Here is a 26,883-nt window from a genome sequence, read left to right on the forward strand (position 1 = left end):
TGGGGCATATTCTTTAACTAAGAAAATTATATTAGAAAAAATGAAAAAATGCTTATTATATGCTGTATTGCTTTTACAGTCTTTAACAATATCTTGCCAAAACATATCACAACCTAAATTAAACGATCAAATACCATTAGACCCAGAAGTAAAATATGGAAAGCTTAAAAACGGTTTTACTTATTACTTAAGAAACAATTCAAATTCTGGAGAAGATACATATATTAAATTTCTTATTGGAGCAGGTAGAAAGCAAGAAAGCGAAGATCAACGTGAGTTAGCCCACCTATTAGAGCACATGGCTTTTGAGGGCACAAAAAACTTCCCTCCAGCTTCTGATTATTTTAGAGAAAAGGCGGGTCTAATCTTTGGAAAACAAATAAGTGCGATTACTGCAGGAGACTATACCGCGTATTACATTAAACTAAACAAAAAAAACCTTAACTTAATAGAAGATGTGTTAAAGGTTTGTAGAGATTGGGCAAATCAAATATCATTGGATTCTGTTAAAGTTGATGCGCAAAGAGGAGTTGTGGCAGAAGAACTACGATTTAGAAGACCAACATTTGTTTTAATGGACGAATATGTTAAAAGAGTTGTTAAAAAACCCTCTTTATTATTTAACTACAATGCTTCAATTAAAAACCTGAAGAATTTCAAGTTGTCTTCGCTACAAAAGTTCTATAAAGATTGGTATCGTCCAGATTTGCAAGCAATAATTATTGTTGGAGATATAAATGTCGACAAAGTTGAATCTAAGATTAAACTCTTGTTGTCTGATTTAAAAATGCCAGAGCACTTCCCTGAAAAAGAAATATACTTTGAACCATTAACAGGAAAGAATAACTTTTTTAAAATCGAGGAAGAATCTTTAAAAACAAATATAGTTGGTATTTATGTTAAAGAAAAATATTCTGTACGCAAAAACAAATCTGATTATCAAGAACTATTAATTTCTGGATTATACAATAAAATGATTGCTAAACGTATACTTAATTCAAACAATAGTCCTATTGGGTATAAGTTTAACTGTAAAAAACATGCAATGATTAATATGTATGATTTAATACAAACTGAAATTGCAGTAGACAACAATAAAAATTTAAAGTATGAATTTCAAAGTTTCATTAAAAAAATAGAACAAGTGGTTCATTATGGTTTTACAAATGAAGAATTGATTTTGGCAAAAAAAGACCTGTTAGATGAAAAACAGAATGTAGCAAAAGATTATTTAATTTCCAATGCTCAAATGGTAGACAGTTATCAAAGTCACTACCTTTATGGTAAGTCAGCTCCAGCACCATTGTTTGAATATGAAATGATAAAAGAACTAATTAACAATATTTCTTTGGAAGAAGTTAATAGTTTGTCAAAAGATTGGTTCAAACCCCATAACAGAGATATTATTGTTGCGGGAAATAATAGCAAAATATTACCTAGTGAAGAAACCATAAATAAATGGGTAGCAGAAATAAAAAATTCAGAATTGCCTCCTTATGTTAGTGAGCTATCAACAAAACTTCAAGATGTAAAACCAACTATTAAAATAGATGAAATAATTAATCTTCCTATTACATCACTGAAAAAAAAGTTTAAAATAGAAAAAATTTCTGCCACTGAAGTTGTTTTGGATAATGGAATAAAGATCATTTTAAAACCGTCTTTAAAAGATTTTAATAAAATTGAAAAGGAGAGAATTAATCTAAATGGATTTATACCAGGTGGCACTGAATTGCTTTCTAAAGAAATGTTTTGGGCAGAAAATTATTTATCATCCGTAATTAAAAATCAAGGATTTAAGAATATGTCTGCATCGGAATTAGAACACTTTATGGAGTATTATGATATAAGCTTAGTACCATATATTAAAAAGAATGTAAGAGGTTTTAAAGGCTCTGTTGATAAAGAAAATATAGAACAAATACTTCAACTGTTACATATATTTATAGCGGGGTTAAAGGAAGACAAGTTTGCGTTTAAGAATTGGAAGTCTAAAACTAGGGACGAATTTTTATATAGAGAAAATAATAGAAGATCAAAAAAAAATAGTTCAGAATTCAATAAGTTCAGTAATAAGCTCAATGGAGAAAGCACTCCATCTATAGAAGACCTTGACAAAATTCTTTTGAAGGATGTTTTCAAAGTATATGATTTATACTTTAGAGACTTTAAGAACTATACTTTCATTATAACAGGTAACTTCAAGGAAAAAGAAATTATACCATACCTGTTAAAATATATAGGAAATCTTCCAAAAAAAGAACATAAATATTTTAATCCTGTTGTTAAAAAAAGTAAAATTTCAAATACAGAGTTAATCAAAAATGGCTATGGTAAAACACGAAAAATCATTTATGATGAAGTTTATGAAGGTAAGATAGTATTAAGATTTCATGGTGAGTATAATAATTTGAGTGATAAAAAAATCGTTGAACTTAAGTTTTTAAAAAGATTATTAAGACTACTTCTATTGGAAAGACTCCGTACACAAGAAGGGGTTGTTTTTAGTGTTGCTCCAGCTCTTAATATTCAGTTTAGTAATCCTGATGAGTATGATTTAACCATAAACTATATAAGTATCAACCCAGAAAACATTAATGCTATTATTAAATATACCCATGAAGAAATAGCAAAATTACAAGTGGGAAACATTAGTAAATCATATATTGATAGAAGTAAATCAATTGTTAGAGTAAATGAAATTTATCCAAACGACAGTTATGGATGGAATGACTATCTAAGCAATCAATATTTATATAACAGAGACCCTGAAGCTATAGCATCATATGAAGACATACTGGATAATATAAATATCGAAGATGTAAAAAACATGGCTAATGAATATTTAAGTAAAAACAAATTGATTGAGATAATAGTTATTCCAAATGATTATAAGCTTGAGGTTAATGAGAAAGAAGGAAAATAATATTTTAATAATAATATAATATAGCGCGAAGTCATAAAAAGCTACTTTATAATACTTAATCAAACTAAACATATTTCCTTTTATCTTTAATCTTCGTCTAGTAGGTTTAAGGTTTTTTAAATGATTTGAAGGTAGGAAATTATAAAAAAAGCAGTGTAATAAAGATAAATTTGTGCTTCATTATTATAATACTTATTTGTGAAAAATTTATAATGTGAGCAAACTTATTACAATAGATAAAACATCAGCATCCAGAGCTTTGTATCGTAAAAGAGTCAATACTGGAATATTAAAAAATTTTTCCAAAAGAATATTAATCATTCTATGCCTTTTACTTATTTCCCAAACCTTTGGTCAAACCTTTGAGCTGCCTTTGGATAGTGTATATCTACGTCCCCATCTTGTCAGAGGTAGTTACACCACATTGAACGGTCCCTGGCAATATGCCATCACCGACACGATCACTAACAGTAAACCGACAACCTACAAAGGCACTATCCAAGTACCATATCCAGTGGAATCACAGCTATCAGGTGTCCAAAAGCCACTGTTACCAAGCCAATATCTTTGGTACAAACGAAGTTTCACAATAGATACCAATAAAAGCAAAAGACTACTCCTGCATTTCAATGCCGTGGATTATGAAGCTACCGTTTGGATTAATGGTCACAAATTAGGAACCCATACAGGGGGCTACGACGCCTTCAGTTTTGACATCACACCCTATATAAAAAAAGGGAACAACGAAATTGAGCTACGTGTCTGGGATCCTACCGATACAGGTAGCATCGCTATGGGCAAGCAGACCCTAAAGCCAAGAACCTCGTTCTTTACAGCCTGTAGCGGGATATGGCAGGACGTGTGGTTAGAGGAAGTACCACAGACCTATATACAGGACATCAAGATCACCCCAAACCTGGACAATAGTTCGGTAACCGTGGAAGCCACCGTGGATGGCAATTCCAAAAGCCATGACATCCTCATAGAGGTCGGGAATTTCCAGATACTAGGAAGGGCAGACAGACCATTGACCCTAAAGCTTACTGAAGGAAATAGTCAAAAGGGTATTAGACCCTGGTCACCAGACGATCCCTATCTCTATGATGTGGACATCACGTTAAAGCACAAAGGCAAAACAATCGATAAGGTCCGCAGTTACTTCGGCATACGCAAGGTAGAGATCAAAAAGGATGAGAACGGTCACGAGCGTATCTTTTTGAACAACAAGTACATCTACAATCTCGGCGTACTTGATCAAGACTACTGGAAGGAAGGAGGCTACACAGCACCCAATGACGAAGCCTTAAGATTTGATATAGGCACGATCAAGGCCATGGGCTTTAATACCATCAGAAAACACCTTAAGGTAGAACCGGCACGGTGGTACTACTGGTGTGACAAATTGGGGATACTGGTATGGCAAGACATGCCATGTCGATATCCTATACTCAAAGAAGATAAAGATACCAAAGCATCACGCCAACAGTTCGAAAAGGAACTACAGACCATGATACAACAAAATTACAACCATCCTTCCATCATCACATGGGTACCATTCAATGAGGACTGGGCAGCCTATGATACACTACGTATTGAGCAAATGGTAAGAAAGTTGGATACCATACGATTGGTCAACACCAATTCAGGAAGTAAAACATATAAAGGCCCTTCAGGAGACTTTTCAGTTACCCATCATTATTCCTATCCTGTACTACCTATAAAACATAAAGGCAAGGCGATGGTGCTTGGAGAGTTCGGAGGTGTTGTTGCCAAGGTAAAAGATCATGGATGGCCATTCTCATGGGGACATGGTGAGGTGATCAGTACAGAGGATTTCCAATATCTGTACGAAGATTGGATGACCCGTATCAAGACCATGGAACAACAAGGACTAGCAGCATCGATCTTCACACAACCCTATGATGTCGAACAGGAACAATGTGGATTGATGACTTTTGACAGACAGGTATTTAAGATTCCCATCCATACAATCAAAGCCATCAACGAAAGCTTGTTAAAGCAAACAGCCACAAATACCAAAGCAAAAAACAATGAACAGTACCATAAGAAATAAAGTATCACAAACCCCGATTATTGTTTTGCTTATGGTACTACACGGCTACGCTCAACAAACAGACCATAGAGTATCAACAGATGGGCCTTATATATTCCACACGGATTCTTCAATGATAGCTTACTCCATAAACAACAATGAACTAACAGTCCAAAGGAAAACATACACGCAAAGCTTCAATAAGGCCAAACCAAGCATCAAAGTCAATACAGATATACCAGAGAAAACCTTTAGGGCACAACTCAAAGGACCACTAAACAACGAACCGTCAGAATACCCAAGACCTAAAAAACTGTTAGCACTGTCAGACATCGAGGGTAATTTCGATGCCTTACGGTTACTATTACAAAAAAATAAAGTGATTGATGAATATTTTAACTGGATCTTTGGTAAGGGACATCTAGTATTGTCTGGAGATATGTTTGACAGAGGTAATCAGGTAACCGAATGTCTTTGGCTGTTTTATGCATTAGAAGAACAGGCTAAACAGGCAGGAGGCTATGTACATCTTATTTTAGGCAACCATGAGACAATGAACCTATCAGGAGACCTGCGCTATGTCAATGACAAGTACAGAAAAAGTGCAGAGCTTATGGGGATCCCACTAGAAGACCTTTATAGCGAAAATACTGAATTAGGTCAATGGTTACGTACAAAGAACGTTATTGAGAAAATAGTAGATTTACTTTTCGTTCATGGAGGTATCTCACATGAGATAAATGAACTGCCCATGTCCATTTCAGAAATAAACAAAACCGTACGTCCACATTATGCCAATTACAGGGCAACAGAAAATGATACCGTAAAGCTCATTATGGGCAATAACGGCCCATTATGGTACAGAGGCTATTACTACAAAACAGAAGCAAAGGAAATGATTGAGCAGATAATAGACCAAACCCTAAAGAAGTACAATGTAAAACATATAATTACAGGCCATACCATTGTAGCCGATACCATCACGGCTTGGTACGACAATAAAGTAATAAATCTGGACATACCTCATGCAGAGGGAAAATCAGAAGCGTTGCTCATTAAAAGAAATAAATTTTACAGAGTCGATAAAACAGGATTGAAAACAATTTTATTTAAATAATAAATCAAAATGATCAGAAACATAAAAATAATCACGAACCGTAATTTTTTTCATAGTTAATTTTTTGAATTAGTCGCACGACATCCGGACCAAGCGTCAAGAAAATGTGCAGTGTACATTTTTAGCGCAGGAGCCCAGCCTGTCGCAAAGGCAGATTGGGTGTCGTGTTTTCAAATATGAAGGAACAGAAATAGAGAATTTGTTACAGTGTGATTATTTTCACGACCCGACTTAATAGATAACAATATTAAGTCATAGCAACATGGACGCTATGCAAATTGAGGTTGCCCATGTTTTATTTTGGATACTAAATAAGTATGAGCCGAAAAATGAAAGTATTTGAAAAAGATTTTTTAAACAACATTAAGTAATTGACATGTAGATAATTAAAATAAAGCTATATAGATAAGCTATAATTTACGAGGGAATGAACAATTAATAGCAGGTAGACCAAAGCAGCCCCTTAATGCCTTGGTTGCTCTCACGGGACATATACTAATCTAAAAACACTAGCTATTGAAAACCTACAACACCCTTATAAAAAACCTTGAGGCCCAGCTCAAGGAACTGGAAACAGTCCAAGACGATACCCTGGGCAACTTGAAAGAAGGCATCAAACTAACCGAAATGGTATTGGGACAACTAAAAAACGACGTTTTGGAAAATGGGTTCAAGACAAAGGACGACGAAATCACATTTTTTAAGGCTATAAAACCAAAGGTGCACGGCAAACTGATTTATTTCATTAAACGGTTTCAGATAGAGACCAAATGTCCCATAGGGAGCAAAAAATTACAGATAAAATATTTTGAGAGGGCCATAGAACATCTGCAAAAGTATTTCCATGACCATTTGGAATTTTACCAATACCATTGCAGTGGTGCCACACATCTGGATTCACATTACTACGTACGTACCAACAATAACCACTACCTACATACACAAGCACCCTATTGTTTCTTTGACCATCGTTTTTCAACAAACCATGACAGCATCCTGGCAACGATCATGGCCAATGATGAGCTTATAAATTATCTATTGACCAAAATAGCACTATTAAAGAACAAAAAGGCGATGGCTGGAATCCGTAGGACATTGCAAAAAAAGTATAAATTCAAATGGACCGGCTCCAAGGCCGCACTCGTGGAGTTGGGGGTCTCCCTGTGGCAAAGTGGCGACATTAATCATGGTAATACACCCAAAAACGACATCATGTCATTTCTCGGAGAAGCATTCGATATCGACTTGAGCGACCATGAGAACATAGCTTCCCGAATGAAAAACCGTGATAAACCCACGCGATATTTAGACCATTTAAAGACATGTTTTATAAGATGGATTGGAAGAAATGATGCGTGAATTATATTCGACTAAACTAATTATTAAAAAACAAATTGAATTAGTACTATTACATCATAAAATTGTATATTTACCATCTACAAACAAATAAAATTTGTTTTAAAATAGTTCTTTTTGACATTATTGAATAATTCGGTGAATACCTTTGATTTATTAGTTTTAAATCATTGTTTATCAGTGTATTATGTAAATTTAGATAGTCCTGTCATCCCGACTAACCAAAAAAAAGGGATACTTCGGTATCCCTTTTTTGTTTTATGGTATTGAAGTAGCTAAATGGTTAAATGACTTGGGAATATCGGCTTTTTGTTTTGTATTATCGTTTACCAGATGATGCCATTATGAAAAATAAATCTATTGCTCCTATGCAAGATGGACAAGAAGTCATCCGTATGGTACGTCGTCATGCTAAAAAATGGGGTATCAATCCACATAAAATTGATATAATGGGATTTTCAGTTGGTGAATATTTGGCGTCTACGTTTCTACTCATTTCAACGAAAAGGTTTATGAATCGGTTGATACAATTAGTGCTCGACCTGATTTTTCAGTATTAATTTATCCAGTGATTTCTATGGACTTAAGTATCACTCACCAAGGTTCACGCGAAAACTTACTTGGGAAATACCCTTCACCAGAAACGGTAAAATATTTTTCGAATGATTTGCAACAGACAAGATACCTCCTACGTTTATAGTGCATTCCATAGATAATGGTACTGTTCCTGTAGAAAACAGTATTGAATATACATTAGCACTGAAAAAAAAATGAAATTCCTTGTGAACGTCATGTTTATGAATATGGCGGCCATGGTTATGGCCTATGTAATTTTGGAGGTACGGTATCCTCATGGCCAGAGGTGTGTAGAAAATGGTTGAAAGCAAGAGGACTATTACAGGAATAGATGTTTATGCTTGCCTAAAGTTTGGGGTAATGTAAGGCTATTAAATTTTATGGTTTTAGGTCTATGTGATATATTTGTTTTTTTTAAAGTAGAACACCAGTTTTTTAAATGACTTAAAGAAAGGAGCTATGTTTAATGTTAATTTAAAGTTTCAATTTGAGTTCAATGAAAAAAGTAGTTGAATTTAGTGAGTTTAAGTCGAAACTACAAGATGAAATATTTTCATTTTTTTTTGCCATAAAAATTTAAAGACATTTATAAAGATACAAGTAAAAATGTAATGGTTACCTTAATGGGGTTAGGAGTGCCAGTGGACTTTTTAACTTGTTTGCTAAATAATCAGATTGGCGAACACGATAAAGTGTTTTCAACCAAATATATGGTTGTGGACAAATTAAGTGCAGTTGATGTAAAAATGTTACGTCGGGGTGGATTTGTTGTGTATCTAAAACTATTAGAATAAAGAAAATTGAACCTTAAAAATAAATTTAATAAAAATGAATAAAGTAATACTTCTATGTTTTTTAATGATTTCATCATCTGTTATTTCGCAGAATGCTGAAGTACTAAGCCCTAATGGCAAACTTAAGATAAATGTTTTTGTTGAAAACGGTAAACCTATCTATTCAGTGGTCTATAACAATAAGATTATTCTTGAAAATTCACCTTTGGGACTTAAAACCAATGAAGGTACTTTTGATGAAAACGTGAGTTTTGTTGAATCAAGTAAAGGAGAGGTCAATAAGCAATTTAAAGAAGAAAAGATCAAGCAATCGGAAATACTATATGAAGCCAATAGCCTCAGATTCACTATTGCAAATGCTGATAAAAAACAATTATCTATTGTGTTCCAGGTAAGCAATAATGATATCGCCATAAGGTATGAATTACCTGCCTGGGGAGAAACATTATCTTGTGTGATAATAGAAGAAGCCACAGGTTATAAATTTCCATCATTTACCACCTCTTTCTTATCACCAATGATGGAACCAATGACTGGTTTTGCTCGTACTGCTCCAAGTTATGAAAGCGGTTATACAGTGGATGCAGCAATGGAATCTAACACGGCTGAGTTCGGTTATGTGTTTCCCGGATTATTTCATGTAGGAGATAGCGGCTGGGTATTAGTATCGGAAACAGGAGTATCAAGCCATTATTGTGCTTCCCATTTGAGTAACTATCACGATGGTGTTTACACAGTAGCTTATCCCGATATGAAAAACAACAATGGTTTTGGTAGTACAGGTGCCCAAATTGGACTTCCAGGAATTACGCCTTGGCGTACTATTACCGTTGGTGAAACCTTAAAACCCATTGTAGAAACTACCATTCCTTACAGTGTAGTGGACCCTCTTTATGATGCTTCTCAAGATTATAAATTTGGACGTGGTACTTGGAGCTGGATTGTTTGGCAAGATGAAAGTATGAATTATGAAGACCAAGTAAAGTATATAGATTTAGCAGCGGCTATGCATTTTGAGTATATTTTGATTGATGCCTGGTGGGATAGGAATATTGGTTATGAAAGAATGAAGGATCTTATAGAATATGCAAGGTCTAAGGGCGTAGAAGTTTTTCTTTGGTACAATTCCAATGGAAGTGTTAACGATGCTCCTCAAACACCAAAGGATAAAATGAATACGGCAATAGCCAGAAAGAAGGAAATGAAATGGCTAAAAGAAGTTGGCGTAAAAGGTTTGAAAGTTGACTTTTTTGGTGGCGATAAACAAGAGACCATGCGTTTGTATGAAGACATTCTTTCTGATGCCAATGATTATGGTCTCATGGTTATTTTTCATGGCGCTACATTGCCCCGTGGTTGGGAACGCATGTATCCAAACTTTGTAGGTAGTGAAGCTGTAATGGCTTCAGAGATGCTTGTTTTTTTGCAAGACGTTCGAAACAAAGAATCTTTTTATGCTGCTTTACATCCTTTTATGCGTAATTCTGTAGCCAGTATGGAGTTTGGCGGTGTACTATTGAACAATTATTTAAACAAAGGAAATGCCAAAGGGCAAGAACGTTTAACAAGCAATGTCTTTCAATTGGCTACTAGTGTTCTTTTTCAAAACCCTATTCAAATGATGGGTTTAACACCAAACAATCTCAAAGATATACCAGAATATCAATTGGATTATTTAAGAGATGTACCAACCACTTGGGATGAAACTGTTTTTATTGATGGCTACCCAGGTAAGTATGTGGTTTTAGCCCGTCGACATGGAGATAGATGGTATGTTGCTGGAGTTAATGCCCAAAAAGAAGAGTTAAAAATTAAAATAAAGCTTCCCATGCTTGCTGCAGGTGAGACATTAAAAATATATGCAGATGGAAAACAATCTAAAGAAGGGGTGATAAATTTAAAACATAAAAAAAATCAAGAGGTTGAGTTAAAGATTCCTAGTAATGGAGGTGTTGTGATAATAAATTAAAAGAAGATTATAATATTAATAGACACATTAGAAGTACAGTCTAAAAGAATAAGTAAGGAAACACTTGTCAATTTTTTATGCTTCATTAACATGTTGTCTGCTTTCAAGTACAATGCTTCATGCTCAACTTAATTAAGATTGGGAGGATCCGGAAGTTCTTAAATGTATTTAGATATCATTAGTATATCAAATGTAGTGAGTGCGTTTAAATATCTTTCGTAAAAAAAATGAGGAATCACTATAACTGCATTTATTTTTAAATAATCAATTAAAAACAAGCAATGTTTTTGTAAAATTCGTATTCTTGTGTAAGAAGACAATAATTGTTTAAAATGTTATTTTTTCTTTGTTTTCCTAAGTTTTTAATCAATTAAATTTAGATTTGAAGTCCAGCCAGTTACTAATAGCAATTATTTTTTTATCAATTTTAGGTTGTAGTAAAAAAGATGGGCAAACGGCATTAAATAGTCCACCTAAAAATAAAATGGTGATGCCTTCTTTTAATGATACCCCTATTGATAAATCAAATGCTGTTGATGCTAAATATTCTACCGAACAATTAGATAATACAAATGGACTTTCTAACAGTTCTGTAAATACTATTTTTCAAGATTCTGAAAATTTGTTGTGGATTGGTACTTGGGATGGTTTAAATAGATATGATGGTAATAGTTTTAAGGTATTTAGACCGGAATTAAATAATGAAAACAGTCTTACCAACCAAGTAATTCTTAAAATTGATGAAGATAATACTGGACATATTTGGGTGTTGACTGTCCATGGCATAAATAGATATGACAAAAAATCGAATACGTTTAAAAGATATTATTTTTCCAGAAAAGACAAACCTACTTTTTCCGAATCAGAATTCAATATGGCTCTTGATGCTTCAAAAATAGTCTTTTGTGCAGTTAAAGATTGGGGAATTGGATACTTTAATGGAGATATTTTTAAATTACTGGAAATTAAAAATCTACCCAGTAATGCTATTAATAAGATGGTATTCACGCAAAACGGTGAATTACTTTTACTGTTAGATAACAATGAACTTTATTCCTTGAAAATAAAAACCGATGAAGAAGGAGTAAAAACAGTTTCTCAAGTCGAGAAGATTTTAACCGATATAAGAGATTTTGGAATTCTGTCCCAAAACAAAATGTGTTTGATTACGCTTACCGGAGACTCTGTATTATATTCCTTTAATGAAAAAACTGAACATAAAATTAATGAATATGGCATCCATAATATTATATCAAGAACTAAAGAAGGCCATTTGTTATATAATGATTCAGGATACTTTATTATTGATAGTTTAGGAAGAATATTAAATAATACCTGGGCTAAGAAACTAAAGAACCAAAAAATAACAACTTTATTACAAGGAACTGAAAATGTTATCTGGACTGGGACTGATGGGGATGGGCTTTTCAAAATGTACCCACAAAAAAAAGTATTCAATTTAGTTTCCAGTGCTCAAGTACCTGAAATAGATGGAGGTATTGTGAGAGCCTTTTTAGAGGTAAAAGAAAATTCATTTTGGGTTGCAACAAAAGGAAAAGGGCTGTTTCGCTTTTCAAATAAATTTTATTTAAACAAAAACGAACCATTAGTATATCAAAACTTTAATGAAAATAATAGCCCTATAAACAATTCAATATTTTCACTTTGTAAAGGACAGGATGATCTTATTTTTGTTGGAACAGATGGGCCTGGAATTAATGTCTTTGATTTAAAAAAATCAAAACTTATTGGTTGGACAGATATTATTGGGAATGAATATTATTCATATTTTAAGTCTACTTATGCAATTTACCAAGATGATAATGGATTTATTTGGTTGGGGACTAATGGATATGGCATGGTTCGGTTTAAAATCTCACGTTATGGTGAAGCATTAAAAATAACTGATTTTAAACAATATTTGGCTTCGAATGGGGAAAAGGAATCTTTAAGCAGCAACATTATTTTTTCTATTATTCCAAAAAACAATAAAGAACTTTGGATAGGAACCAGATTGGGTGGATTGAATCTTTTTAATAAGGAAACTAGTGTTTTTAAAACATTCAAAAACAAAAAAGATGATTCGCAAAGTTTATCAAACAACGATATTTTATGTCTTCATTCAGATCAAGCAAAAAGACTTTGGATTGGAACAAGTTTTGGCTTGAATTTGCTAGAAGAATTTAATACAGGTGAAGAACCTAGATTTAAAAATTTTACGGTAAAAGAAGGCCTTCCAAACAACACGGTTCATGGGATTGTTTCAGATTCAGAATCTAATCTTTGGATAAGTACAAATTTTGGATTATCTAATTTTGTGGTTAAAGAATCAAAATTCATTAATTATACTAAAAATGAAGGTTTGCAAAACAATGAATTTGCAGACGGTGCTTTTTATCAAAATGATAACACAGATTTTATTTTTATGGGAGGGATTAAAGGGTTTAATTATTTTTTACCATCAAAAGTAGAAGAATCTCAAGTTATACCAGATATTCTTATTGATAAAATTAGTGGCCAAAATCAAGAAATTCCATATTACCAAGGGCTTGTCGTATCTCCAAATTCAAAAACATTTCCGTCTATAACTTTAGAACACAATCAAAACTTTTTTGATGTAGAATTGGCAGCTTTAACATATATAAACAGTGAAAAATGTCAATATTCATATAAATTAAATAATTTTGATCAAGATTGGAATTCTATTAATAATAGAAGAATCATTTCTTTTACAAATGTTCCAAAAGGGTCCTATTCTTTGTGGATTAAATGGTCCAACAGTGATGGTATCTGGAGTAAGCCTGTTCATGTTATTGATATTAAAATCAAGCCTATCTTTTGGCAATCAAATGTCGCCATATTGGTTTATATTATCTTATTACTCCTTTTTACACTATTTGTATGGAGCTATTTTAACAAACAGTATAAATTAAGGCAAAACATTATTATTCAAAAGAGAGAAGAAGAAGTTCATCAAAATAGACTGACGTTTTTTACAAACATTGCTCATGAATTTCAAACACCTTTAACTTTAATAGTAGGACCTGTACAAAAGCTTGCTGAGTCTGAAAATTTGGGAGAGCGAAGTAAAAAGTTCATAAATATGATCCAGAGAAACTCTTCTAGGCTTCTTTTTTTAACACAACAATTACTTGAGTTCAGAAAAGCCGAATATGATTATTTGGAGGTTTCTGCAAAGCAGTTTGATTTGGTACATTTGATTGAGCAAATAGCTGAGCTATTTGATGAATGGGCCTTAGATAAAAATATTGAATATGAGTTAGAATTACCCACTGAATTAACAGGTTGGTTTGACAAAGATAAAATAGAAAAAATAATTTTCAACCTTTTATCCAATGCATTTAAATACACCCCTAAAAATGGAAGTATCAAATTAGAGTCATATATTCTGGGTGATGAAACAAAAACACTTTATATTAAAGTGTCCAATACTGGTAAAGGAATTTCAAAAGAAAAACTGGATTCTTTGTTTGATAGATTTTTTTTAACTGACAAATCAGATACAGACTTGTTTAGGACAGGGATTGGATTGGCATATATTAAAAAATTGGTAACAGTATTGAGAGGGGACATTGATGTGTCGAGCAAGCCAAATAAATCAACTGTTTTTTCAATTACGATTCCCTGCAGTAAGGTATCCTTTAAAATTAACGAAATTGACACAGAAGGAAGTCAAATTTTGATTTCAAATTACCTTAAAAACATACTAGACGAAAGTCCAAATGACACAGAAAGTGTGTTAAATAAAATGTCATCACTTGAAGCATTTTTAGAAAAACGCAAAGTGATTTTGATCGTTGAAGACGAAAGGGAAATACAATTATTTTTAAATGAATTATTAAAGGAAAAGTATAAAATCGTTATTGCAAACAATGGTTTTGAGGCTTTAGAGATACTGAGAAAGAAACTCCCTGATATTATTATTACTGATGTTATGATGCCTGTAATGGATGGGATTGAGCTTTGTAAAAAAGTTAAAAGTGAGGACAGGACATGCCATATACCTGTAATAATGCTTACAGCAAAAAATTCAATTATCCATCGAATTGAAGGATTGGAGAGTGGTGCGAACTCTTACATTCCAAAGCCATTTCATCCAGACCATATTCTTGTTAGGGTTCAAAAACTCCTTGAAGAAAGAGCGCTTATAATAAAACAATTATCACAGGATACATTTTTAGAAAACATAAAAAATCTGCAAGTTAAAAATGATGACAAAGAATTAATACGAAACGTTATTAAATTAATTCGTGATAATATAGAGAATGATAATTTACAAAGCCTGTTTATTGAAGAGAGGTTAGGAATTAGTAACTCTCAACTATACAGAAAAATTAAACAAAATTTTGGTTTTTCTCCTGCCGACCTAATCCGGACTATTAGGTTGAAATTTGCTGCAGAATTATTGAGAAAAAGCAATTTTACAGTTTCGGAGGTGTGTTATCAATCAGGTTTTAATAACCGATCTTATTTCTATAGGGAGTTTAAAAAAATGTACAGTATTACTCCTAAAAATTATCAAATTAAAAATAATTCAAATATAAATCAAGAATAACTCATTTTAATTGTCTTAAAAAGAGGTTATTATCAGTTAGTGTACACTTTTGACGATATAGTGTACACTATTTGTTGTACTCTCAATCTATATTTATCATCAGGTTTTCAAATTAAGATTTGATAATATATTAACTCACTAAACTAATTAATATCATGAAAAAAAGTACTCAAATTATTAATCAATCTAATTCATCATTATTATGAAAAAGCATTTAATGTATAACCTATATTTAATAGGAGCCCTATTATTTGGAAGTGCTTTGAATGCACAAACCATAACAGGAATTGTAACTGATAAGGATGGTCCAATACCAGGTGTAAACATTATTATAAAAGGAACATCGTCAGGAACAGCAACAGATTTTGATGGAAATTATACTTTAGACAATGTTGCTACTAATTCGGTTCTCGTTTTTAGTATGGTAGGCTATACAACTCAGGAAGTCAATTTTAATGGGCAATCCCAAATTAATATCACGTTATTAGAAGATATGCAGGCATTAGATGAGGTGGTTCTTGTAGGATATTCATCAAGAAAAAAGTCAACCTTAACAGGTGCTGTTTCTGTTGTGGATATGGGAAATCTTGAAAAAACAAGGGTCGTAAATGTTACTCAAGCCCTACAGGGCCAAATTGCAGGTGTACAAGTAACATCAAGTACAGGTGCTCCAGGTGACCCTATAGAAGTTCGTATTCGTGGATTAGGAACTATAGGAGACAATAACCCATTATATGTAATAGATGGTATTCCAACAAGAGATATTGGGTTTTTAAATCAAGCTGACATAAAATCCATGACCGTTTTAAAAGATGCTTCTGCAGCAGCTATATATGGTTCAAGAGCTTCTGGTGGTGTGGTGTTAATCACAACAAAAAGCGGAAAAGAGGGGAAAATAAGTTTTGATGTAAACTATTTTACAGGATTACATTATGCCTCTAACTTACCCAATATGCTGAATGCAGAACAATACATGAATACCGTTGAAAAGGCCTGGAATAATTCTGATAGAACTGGAACTAATCCTTATACAGCAGATAAAGGAAGAGCCGATTTTTCAGATACTGATTGGCTGGATGAATTATTTGAAACTGGAAAATCTCAAAACTTACAATTTACTGCAAGTGGAGGAAGTGATAAAGTTCAATTTTTAATGTCATTGGGTTATTATGGTCAAGATGGTATTGTAATATTTGATAATGATAAATACAAAAGGTTAAGTTATAGAACCAACCTTAATGTTGACTTAACAGATCGCTTGAAAATTGGAACCAACCTCCAGTTAACATATGCCACACAAGACAAATTATCATCAAAAGGTGATGCACCAGGAATTATTAGACATGCATTATTGAGGCCACCTGTTATTGGGGTATATAAGGATGTTAATGATCCTACCTATTCTCAAAGAGATCCTTTTACAGATTTGCCTTTTTATTTGCATAATGATAGAGATAATGGCGGATGGGAAAGTGATAAGTACGAATGGTCACAAAACCCTATTGCACTGGCTTATTTCACAGATGATGTAAGAAAAGATTTTAGAACATTTGGAAACATATATGCCGAGTATTCTTTTTTAAAGGATAAAGAATTAACTTTTAGAACCAACGTTGGAGTCGATTTATCATTTATTCATAATAAAACATTTAATGAGAATTTTGGAGATGATGACGGCGGTGGAAATGCTACTGATCAAGGGTTAGGAAGACAAAATCGCCCCAATAATTTAAGTGAAGAACGAGGTGAAGCACGTACTATTACATTTAATAATACATTAAATTATGCAAAAACCTTTAATGATATACACGATATCAGTGCATTAATAGGAATGGAATACATTAATAATTATAGTTCTTCAATTGGAGCTAGCAGAGCACGTTTTGATAATACAGATAACACCTTTAGATATATTGATTATGGTGCAACAGAAGCAGATCTATGGAATGGAGGAAGCGCTTCAGAATGGGCATTATTCTCTTATTTTGGATCAGCGTCGTATGTATTTGATAGCAAATATATGGTTACTGCTAATATGAGAGCAGATGCATCTTCAAGATTTTCAGAAAAAAATCGATGGGGTTATTTCCCTTCAATTTCTGCTGGATGGAAAATTTCAGATGAAGACTTTTTAAAAGATGTCAAATGGTTATCAAATTTGAAGTTAAGAGCTGGTTGGGGTAAATTAGGAAACCAAGAGATAGACAACTATGCCTTTTTAACTTTAATTAGTCAAATAGATGGGAAAGTTGTTGTTAACCGCTATGGAAATGAAGATTTAAAATGGGAAAGTTCAGAATCAACCAACATAGGTGTTGATGTAGGCTTCTTAAATAATAAATTGACTTTTTCTGCAGAATATTATGTGAAAAATACATCAGATATTTTATTGCCAATAGGTTTGCCAAGTATTGTTGGAGATGTTGCTCCTACCATTGTAAATGCTGGTGAGGTTAGTAATAAAGGATTTGAGTTTTCATTAAACTATAGAGAGTCCAGTAGTGAATTTAAATACAGTTTAAATGCAAACATAGGAACAGTTGTAAATAGAGTTGAAAAATTACATCCTAACGTGCCAAATCTTGTTGGACAAGTTACAAGAACACAAGTAGGACAACCACTAAATGCATATTATGGTTATAAAATGGTTGGAATTTATCAAAATCAGGCAGAAATAGACACTCATTTAAGTGGAACCTTAAACCCAAGTGTAAAACCAGGAGATATTAAATTTGAGGATATTAATGGTGATGGAGTTATCAATTCTGATGATAGGAAATTCCTTGGAAGCTCAATACCAGATTTAACATATGGTATTTCGTTTTCTTCATCATATAAAAACTTTGATTTTTCATTCCTTTTTCAAGGTGTCGAAGGTGTTGATAGATACAATGACTCTAAGAAAATATTAGATTATGATACACGTCCATTTAATTATACAACTAACATTTTAGGTGCATGGGATGGAGAAGGTACTAGTAATACAATTCCAAGAGTTGCATTTGAAGATAATGGAAGTAGTAGAGTATCAAGCATTTTTGTTGAAGATGCATCTTACTTACGTCTTAAAAATGTTGAGTTGGGATATACCATAAATGGTATAGAAGGAGTTCAAGATATCCGCCTTTACGTATCTGGTCAAAATTTATTTACAACAACCAAATATACTGGTATGGATCCTGAATCAACAGATTTAATGGATAGAGGAACGTATCCATCATCATCATCCGTTCTGTTTGGATTAAATGTTAAATTTTAAAAGCAATAATTATGAAAAATATATATAATAGTTTAATAGCTATATGCATCATTACAACTTTTGTGAGTTGTAATGATGAACTAACAAAAGAGCCAATAGGACTTCTTACTTTGGATCAAATCGATACAACGCCTACAATAACAACGTTGGAGTCTTCTGTAAGCTCTTCATATCAACTTCTTGCAAGCACCTTGAATCTTATCGGTGAATGGGGTTGGGATGATGGAACTGTACTTAGAAATGATTTTATTTTACAAGACATTGCATCCAATGACATGAATAAAAAATGGAATCCAGATGGTGATCAAGCTTGGATGGATGAGTTTAGTGCTTTTAGTTTTACTGCAGATAATGGTGGATTTAATGGATTATGGCTTTATGATTATGAAGGCATCAATAGAATAAATCTTGCGATAAGTTATTTAACAAATCCTGAAGTAACTCAAGAGGTTGGTATTGCTGATGCCCGCAAGAATCAACTATTAGGAGAGGCTTATTTTTTAAGAGCTTTTTATTATTTTGATTTAGTAAATAATTTTGGTGATGTGCCACTTTTAATAGTTCCATTAAAATCGTTTGAGGAAGCTTTTGATGTAGCAGTAAGAGTGCCTTCTACAGAAATTTGGGGGCAGATAAATTCAGATTTATCAGAGGCAAAATCATTATTACCAAGTTCGAAATATCCCTCTCCCTCTGAACCATGGAGAGCTTCAAAAGGAGCCGTCATTGCATTGCAAGCTAAAGCGGCATTATTTAATGAGGATTGGACAGCTGTAATTAGCCTTGTAGATGAATTGGATGCACTTGGTTTTTACAGTTTAAACGCTAATTATTTTGATAGTTTTGATGTAACAAAAGAATTTTCTGAAAACGAGGTTATTTTTGCATATGACCATGTGTCTGATCAAAACCCAAGAAAAGGCAACGGTTTGTGTGCTTTAGTGGGGTGGGGTTTTATAGCACCAAGTACTGACTTTATAAATGCTTTTGAGCCCAACGACCCAAGATTGTTATATACCGTAGATGTAGCTAATCAAAATGTTTCAAAATTATTAGGCAATACAACTGGTGATTTTAAAGGAAATGATGATGCCCCTAGTAACAAAATTTATATACGTTATGCTGATGTACTACTTTGGAAAGCAGAAGCATTGAATGAAACAGGAGATTACCCTGGAGCTATTACAATTATAAATCAAGTAAGAACAAGGGCAAGAACTACTGCCACTGCAGATGGTTCTATTGTACCAATAGGAACTTTGGCAGATAGACCAAGTTCAACTGATCCAGCTCAAATAAGAGGCTGGTTGATGTCTGAAAGAAGAGTTGAATTAGGTTTTGAGTCTCAAAGATTTAATGATCTAAAAAGATGGGGAACTGCTAAAGCTGTTTTAACAGGTCTAGGAAAGAATTTTCAAGACAAAAATTACTTATATCCAATACCTCAAGGAGAAGTTGATAAGTCAGGAGGAACTATAACCCAAAATCCTGGTTATTAATTAGCCTTTCAAAATAGTTAATTCTTGAGTTTAGTTTAATATAATTTGTTTAAGAGAAGTAGTTGTTAGTTTGCTACTTCTCTTTTAATAACAAGTTAATGTGCTTTGTCATTAACAAACAGACCACACATAAAGCCATACACTATTTGATTTAGTTACAACTAGAATAAATAGGCACTGGAAATATAACTCATGCTATTAGAAAAGGAAAAATAAATTCCAAATTTATATGAAAGATATATCACAAAGACACAGTCAAAACCCTCTTTTGTCTCCTAAAGATTTAAACCCTAGTAATAAAAACATGATTATTGAATGTTTACTTAATCCAGGCGTGTTTGAATTTAAAGGAAAAATAGGGCTTCTAGTGCGTGTGGCGGAACGTACTGTCCAAAAAGAAGGATTATTATCTGTGCCCGTATATAATTCTGTAGGTAAAGTAGAAATTTTAAAGTTTAATCTTGACGATCCAAAATTAGATGCCTCAGATGCTAGAGTTGTTAATTATAATGGGAAGGATTATTTAACAACAATATCTCATTTAAGATTACTTTTTAGTAATGATGGAGTAATTTTTAAAGAAGACAAGGCGTATCCGTCACTTTTTGGTGAAGGAGACTATGAATCTTATGGCATAGAAGATTGTCGAGTAGCAAAAATAGAGGGCACTTATTATTTAACCTATACTATGGTTTCTGATAATGGCGTAGGGGTAGGATTAAGAACAACTAAGGACTGGAAAACTTTCGAAAAGAAAGGCATGATTTTTAGCCCTCACAATAAAGACTGTGCCATTTTTGAGGAGAAAGTAAATGGTAAATATTTCGCTCTCCACAGACCAAGTAGTCCGCAATTAGGAGGTAACTATATATGGTTGGCAGAGTCGCCCGATGGTATCCATTGGGGAGATCATAAATGTATAGCAAAAAGTCGTGAAGGAAAATTTGATAGTAAACGTCTTGGTGCTGGAGCTGCACCTATAAAAACAGATAAAGGCTGGTTGGCAATTTATCATGGTGCTACAGAAGAACACCGGTATTGTTTAGGAGCATTGCTTTTGGATTTAAAAGACCCTTCTAAAGTCATTGCACGTTCTGAAGAACCCATCATGGAGCCAATAGCGACTTATGAACAAACCGGATTTTTTGGGAATGTAGTTTTTACAAATGGCCATATAGTTGAAGGAGATACTATTAAAATGTATTACGGAGCATCAGATGAACATGTTTGTTTAGCAAGCTTTTCAATTAACCAAATATTAAAAACACTAGAACAATCATGATAGATTTAGCAAAAGTAGGGTGGAAAGATTTTACAAGGAGCGCAAAAATATTAATTATTACCAATGTTATTTACGCCTTTGTTTTACCAGTAATAGACATTTTTGTAGCGTCTTATATCATGCGAAATTCCAATGACCCTTCAAAAGTAATTTTTTATCAAATGGCCATTTATACAGGGATACCTATTACCTTTTTTATTAATGGCTATTTACTAAATAGAATTAATATTAAGCGATTGTTCTCTTTAGGTATGTTATTAAGTGGCATTTCTATGGTTTTTATGATGTCCTTAAAAGAAATAAATTATTTTGGACTAGTAGGAGCGGGTTTAATTATGGGAATGTCTTTTGGGTTGTATTGGGCTAATAGAGATTACCTTGTGTTGGCAACAACCAAAGATAGGACCAGGAATTTTTACTATGGGTTGGAAACGTTTTTCTATACCATCATAGCAGCTGTGGTACCAGTCATGATTGGATGGTATTTAATGAATGGAAATGGTACTACTAATGCGGGTGTGAACTCGGGATATAAAGTTGTTACTACCATAGTTTTTATTATAACAATTATTGCCTCAGTAGTTTTTCATTTTGGAGAATATGAAAAACCAAAAAGCGAGAAGTTCCTTTATTTTAAGTTTCATAAACTTTGGAAAAAAATGCTTCAATTAGCATTGCTAAAAGGATTGGCACAAGGTTTTATTGTAACCGCACCTGCTATGTTAATGATGAAGTTTTTTCATTCAGAAGGCGCATTGGGTACAGCTATATCAATTGGAGCTGTAATTGCGGCTGTAATTATGCTCTTTCTGGGAAAATATTCAAAACCTAAACATCGCTTAATAATTTTTAGTACTGGATTAATATGCTTTTTTATGGCTTCTTTTTTTAACGGATTACTATTTAATTCCGTTGGCGTTATTGTCTTTATGTTTCTATTATTAATAGCAAGACCTGTTCTTGATATTGCTTATTTCCCCATTCAACTTAAAGTTATTGATGTTTTGTCTAAAATTGAAAACAGAAATGAATTTTCTTATATATTGAACCACGAATTTGGACTATTTGTTGGTAGATTAATAGGGGCTAGTACGTTTCTAGTGATTGCGTTTTTTATAAATGCAGATATTGCACTAAGATATGCCTTATTGATTATTGGAGTACTTCAATTACTTTCTATAATTATTGCTAAACAACTTTTAAAACAACAAGAAAAATTAGAAAATGAAAATGCGTAGAATTAATTATGTAATGGTTTTGTTGGTTTATATAGGTTTTAATTCCTGTACTACCAAACATGCTAAATTTGTTATAGAGAACCCAATTGATCAGATTCAACTAAGCCGTATCGATTCTATGCCCAATCTACCTAAACCATTTAAAATAATAGATTTTAAAGGTTTAGCCAAAGGATTTGATTCGTTAGTCTTTGATGATACTCAAACAGGTGATTATTGGCCTTTAATATGGAAGGATAATTCACGTAAAAATTTCAATCAGGAGACTTTTGGAATTTACACCGCAATGGGAGATTTACGGCAAGGTGCAGAACATAATAACGGGATTTTTCATGAGTCACTTGCAACTATAGGCTCTGTTTTCGGAGCTACTCTTGTAGGTATTGATAAGTCAAATCAAAACGGAAAAAATTATGTTTCCATGTTAAAAAATTATTTTAATTCTGATACCAATTGGAATATTGTTATGAATAACACATGCCCTGAAGTAGCATTGCTTGGAGGTGGCTATGCAAGAGATTGGTGGTACGATGTATACCCAAATGTGTTATTTTATGGATTAGCAAATTTTTATCCAGAAGAAAAGGACTATTCAAAAATTATGCGTTCAGTAGCAGATAAATTTTATGAAGCAGATTCTGTAATGACTGGTAACTATGCGCATTCCTATTTTGATTATGCAAAACTAGAGCCTCAAGATAATTGGATTTGTAAGCAACAAGATGCAGCAGCTGGGCATGCTTATGTTTTGTATTCTGCCTATCAAAAATTTCAAGATCCAAAATATTTAAAAGGGGCAAAATCTTCTTTAGAAGCGCTTTTGGCACAAAAGGACAATAAGTTTTATGAAATATTAATGCCCTTTGGAGCTTATGTGGCAGCACGGTTAAATGCTGAAGAAGGGGCTAATTATGATTACAGTAAAATTCTTGATTGGACGTTTAATGGAACACCAGAATGTAGAGAAGGATGGGGTGTTTTAGTTGGTAATTGGAATGGATATGATGTATCTGGAATCGTAGGGAGTACTGTAGATCATGGTGGTTTTGGGTTTTTAATGAATACATACGATTCTATGTGGCCTTTAGTACCCATGGTTAGGTATGATCAAAGATACGCCAGTACTATTGGGAAATGGATGCTAAATGCGAGTAACGCTTTGAAATTTTTCTATCCTTATGAAATGCCAGATGAACACCAAACCATTCCAGAGCAAAAACAATATACCAAAGGTGTGATTGCTTATGAGGGATTGATAAAAAACGCGCATTTTGAAAAATATGAACATATAGAAGCACCTGTAGCCATTGGCGATGGCCCACATTGGGTTAAAGGAAATCCAGATGTGTCTCAATTTAGCATTTATGGAAGTGGCCATGTCGGTATAGCAGGTTCTATTATTTCAAAAACAAATGTAGATAACATCCTTCAATTAAATTTATTGGCAACCGATTTCTATCGGGATGATGCGTTTCCTTCTTTTTTATATTATAATCCTAATCCAGAAGCAAAAGAAGTCGCAATTTCTTTGGGTGAAAACAGCTTAAAAATTTATGATGCCATAAAAAGAGCATTTATTGTTCAAAATGTAAAAAATAATTTCACATTTACTATAGCTAAAGAACAAGCTTCGTTATTAGTGTTGGTTCCCCAAGATGCTGTTATATCTGAAAAGGACGGCAAATTATATGCAGATGATGTTATAATAGATTATAGATATGCTTCTGCAAAGTAATACATTAAAAAATGGCTGAATTATATAAAAAAATTAGAACAATACTTTTAATTCAATTGTTCTGTTGCATTGGAATTAGTGCATGGGGTCAAAACATCAATCTTAAAGTAGTTGGAACTGCAGAAGCAGGTTTTTATGTAGATATTTATTATGGAACACAATTATTAATTCATAATACGGAAGAATTTAAACTTAAAGTTGCCAATTTAGATGTAAGTGAAACAACCGAAATTAATGATTGGAAAGGTTCAGAATGGACAGGAGATGAAACCATTGTAAAGCTATCAAAAGAGACTTATTTATCGGATTTTGATTTGAATTTATCAATTACCGTAACCTATGAAGTTGTAAACGCCAATGTGGTTAAAAAGAGTATTGATTTATTTCAATCAGGTATGCCGTCATTATATTATACTATTGAAGAAAATTTTAAGCCTTCAGAAACACCTTCCAAATATGTCACTTTTGAGCATGATAATTTTCCAGGAGGTTTTGCTCATGAAATGTTTCCATCTGCTGGTTTTGTGACTCCAAACAATCAATTGGTTGGTTTTTTAATGGATGCTGGCTATAAAAATCATTATACGCGTTCAACACGCCGCAGGTTCAACGGACATGGTGGTGGTTTTGTGGGCATGAGACAATTGCCTGATCCTGAATTGGTTTCAGTTCCTTCTTTAAAAGAAAGAGCAAAAGGACAACAGTATATCCAACAAAGATTTGGAGAAATGCATAACCTTGATGCCGGAAAAGAATTAGTATTAAAAATTAGTCATGACTTTCAAAAAGTTGGAGCTGTTAAAATTAAAAAACAACCTGGACTAATTTCACTTAATTGTAAACCATCAAGCCGTGCAGGATTTGAAATAATAACACCTTTTAAAGACCAAAAGACATATACCATCTCGTTTCTTTCCAAAGGGAATTCGCCCATAGCTCTTAAGCTTTTCAGAATTAAAAACGGAAAAAAAACCATTGAGTTGGAGCATGGCATTAAATATATTGACCAATTTCCCATAAAAGAAAATGAGTGGACACTTTTTAAAGGAAGCATTTTAGTGCCTTATATAGAAAATGACAGTGTTTCTATGTTTATTGGAACACAGTCAGGACAAGCAGCTACCATACAAATTAAAGATTTAAAAATTGCAGAAAACCAACCTCTAAAACAGCCTTACAATAGAATGGATATGGGTAAAAAGGACACCAAAACAAGCTATATATTTGTGGAGCCTTGGACCAATCATCATGATTTTGTGGTGTCTTCTCAATCACGTTTTGCCGAAGGAAAAGGATTTAAAGGGTCTTTGATAGAAAAAATGCTATATGCAAACTTCAACATGCTAACATGGATAACTTCTGTTAATGATTTTACACCTTTAAATGTTCCCAACATGAATTATGCGCCTGATATGTATAATAGGGACTCATTTTTTTCCGTAATTTCTAGTTATAATGAAGCATTAAATTTAAAAATATGGAAGCAATGGGCTAAAACCCAAAATGCTAATGGAGCTGTAGCAACTATTATAACACCTTATATGGGAACTATAGAATGTAAGGATAATGAGGCTACTATCCATTTTTTAATATGGGCTATGCTGAATAAAAGACGCTATGGTGTTACATTGCCTAAAGATAAAATTGATAAAGCCGTAAATTATGTTTTAAATGAATTTGATGAGGATAGAAATGGTATATGTGAATCGCATTTTACACTAAGCCAAGTTGATATAAATAAATATGAACCCAAAACTGATAAACTGGCTGTAAATCAAGGCATGTTTGCTATTGCACTAAAAACCATTAAGGAATTGGGGTATGCGATATCAGATGCATATATTGAAAAAGCCGAAACTGCCTATCTTAACTTTTATGATGTAGAAAGAAAGCATTTGTTGTTTGACAGGGATTTTCCAGATGTGATTACAATGACCGATTTAGAACCAGAATTTTTCTCTTTATGGTTATTCAATAAACCGATGCTAACCGATGAAATGGTGGTTAATCATCTAGAGCAAATACCAATACTAAATAAAGTTCCAAATTCACCACACCCAGAGTATGGTACAACCGCTCCTGTTTGTGTTCGATTAACTGATAACGAAAAGGGATATTCATACTTAACCCCAGATTATCAGCCTTTCCGAGAGTTTGGAGAAGCCAACTATAAAGATGGAGCAAGAGATGGGTTTTATTACAATGGGGGTAGTTGGATGCGACCAGAATACTGTGGGTATGTGGTTGGGCTTCGGCATGGATGGAAAAAAGCAAAAGCACTCATGGAGAATAGGGCATGGGCAGAAATTAATCTCAACCCAAAATGGTCCTACAGTAAAGAGTTTATTCCAACAAAATGGACAACAACAGATACTTGGTGGGAATCAACCAGAGGCTTGTGTTGGAATGTGTTTATACTTATAGCAAATGAAGTTGCAGGACTTCGCACTCCAGAAATGAATCCTGACTTCAAAAAATAGAAGACTGTTTTTGTTGCTGTAGT

Annotated in this window: 13 protein-coding genes; all 13 read left to right on the forward strand. The window is 33.2% G+C overall.

Annotation, left to right across the window (positions count from 1 at the left end; all coding sequences use genetic code 11):
* Positions 1-40: 40 nt before the first annotated feature.
* The 13 genes from AC5SR4_RS11660 (at position 41) to AC5SR4_RS11720 (ending at position 26,860) form a co-directional block, all read left to right on the forward strand.
* Positions 41-2,926 carry a M16 family metallopeptidase gene (locus AC5SR4_RS11660; protein WP_495356419.1) on the forward strand — a complete coding sequence of 962 codons (2,886 nt, stop codon included), beginning with the start codon at positions 41-43 and terminating at the stop codon, positions 2,924-2,926.
* 514 nt (positions 2,927-3,440) lie between these two features.
* Positions 3,441-5,000: a glycoside hydrolase family 2 protein gene (locus tag AC5SR4_RS11665; RefSeq protein WP_495356420.1), complete on the forward strand. Its 1,560-nt coding sequence runs from the start codon at positions 3,441-3,443 to the stop codon at positions 4,998-5,000.
* Positions 4,978-6,096 carry a metallophosphoesterase gene (locus AC5SR4_RS11670; RefSeq protein WP_495356421.1) on the forward strand — a complete coding sequence of 373 codons (1,119 nt, stop codon included), beginning with the start codon at positions 4,978-4,980 and terminating at the stop codon, positions 6,094-6,096. The genes AC5SR4_RS11665 and AC5SR4_RS11670 overlap by 23 nt, the downstream gene beginning before the upstream one ends.
* A 516-nt stretch (positions 6,097-6,612) precedes the next feature.
* Positions 6,613-7,455, forward strand: coding sequence for an RteC domain-containing protein (locus AC5SR4_RS11675; protein ID WP_495356422.1), 843 nt, complete (start codon positions 6,613-6,615; stop codon positions 7,453-7,455).
* Between the two features lie 284 nt (positions 7,456-7,739).
* A complete protein-coding gene (locus AC5SR4_RS11680) occupies positions 7,740-8,012 on the forward strand; it encodes an alpha/beta hydrolase (protein ID WP_495356423.1) in 273 nt (90 codons plus the stop codon).
* An 844-nt stretch (positions 8,013-8,856) separates the two neighbouring features.
* Positions 8,857-10,791: a glycoside hydrolase family 97 protein gene (locus tag AC5SR4_RS11685; RefSeq protein WP_495356424.1), complete on the forward strand. Its 1,935-nt coding sequence runs from the start codon at positions 8,857-8,859 to the stop codon at positions 10,789-10,791.
* Positions 10,792-11,173: 382 nt separating this feature from the next.
* Complete coding sequence (locus tag AC5SR4_RS11690) at positions 11,174-15,367, forward strand: hybrid sensor histidine kinase/response regulator transcription factor (protein WP_495356425.1); 4,194 nt, start codon at positions 11,174-11,176, stop codon at positions 15,365-15,367.
* 202 nt (positions 15,368-15,569) lie between these two features.
* The gene (locus AC5SR4_RS11695) at positions 15,570-18,626 is read left to right on the forward strand and encodes a SusC/RagA family TonB-linked outer membrane protein (RefSeq protein ID WP_495356426.1); all 3,057 of its coding nucleotides are present in this window, start codon (positions 15,570-15,572) and stop codon (positions 18,624-18,626) included.
* Between the two features lie 11 nt (positions 18,627-18,637).
* Positions 18,638-20,125 (forward strand): RagB/SusD family nutrient uptake outer membrane protein, encoded by a 1,488-nt coding sequence (locus AC5SR4_RS11700; protein WP_495356427.1) that lies wholly within the window; start codon positions 18,638-18,640, stop codon positions 20,123-20,125.
* A gap of 229 nt (positions 20,126-20,354) precedes the next feature.
* Entirely contained in the window at positions 20,355-21,407 is a 1,053-nt protein-coding gene (locus AC5SR4_RS11705) for a glycoside hydrolase family 130 protein (protein ID WP_495356428.1), read from the forward strand.
* On the forward strand, positions 21,404-22,645 hold the full coding sequence (locus AC5SR4_RS11710; protein ID WP_495356429.1) for an MFS transporter: 1,242 nt from the start codon (positions 21,404-21,406) through the stop codon (positions 22,643-22,645). Before AC5SR4_RS11705 ends, AC5SR4_RS11710 begins: the two co-directional genes overlap by 4 nt.
* Complete coding sequence (locus tag AC5SR4_RS11715; protein ID WP_495356430.1) at positions 22,638-24,380, forward strand: hypothetical protein; 1,743 nt, start codon at positions 22,638-22,640, stop codon at positions 24,378-24,380. The genes AC5SR4_RS11710 and AC5SR4_RS11715 overlap by 8 nt, the downstream gene beginning before the upstream one ends.
* A gap of 11 nt (positions 24,381-24,391) precedes the next feature.
* Positions 24,392-26,860, forward strand: coding sequence for a hypothetical protein (locus AC5SR4_RS11720; protein ID WP_495356431.1), 2,469 nt, complete (start codon positions 24,392-24,394; stop codon positions 26,858-26,860).
* Positions 26,861-26,883: the final 23 nt, after the last annotated feature.

Source organism: Aestuariibaculum scopimerae (assembly GCF_059428085.1).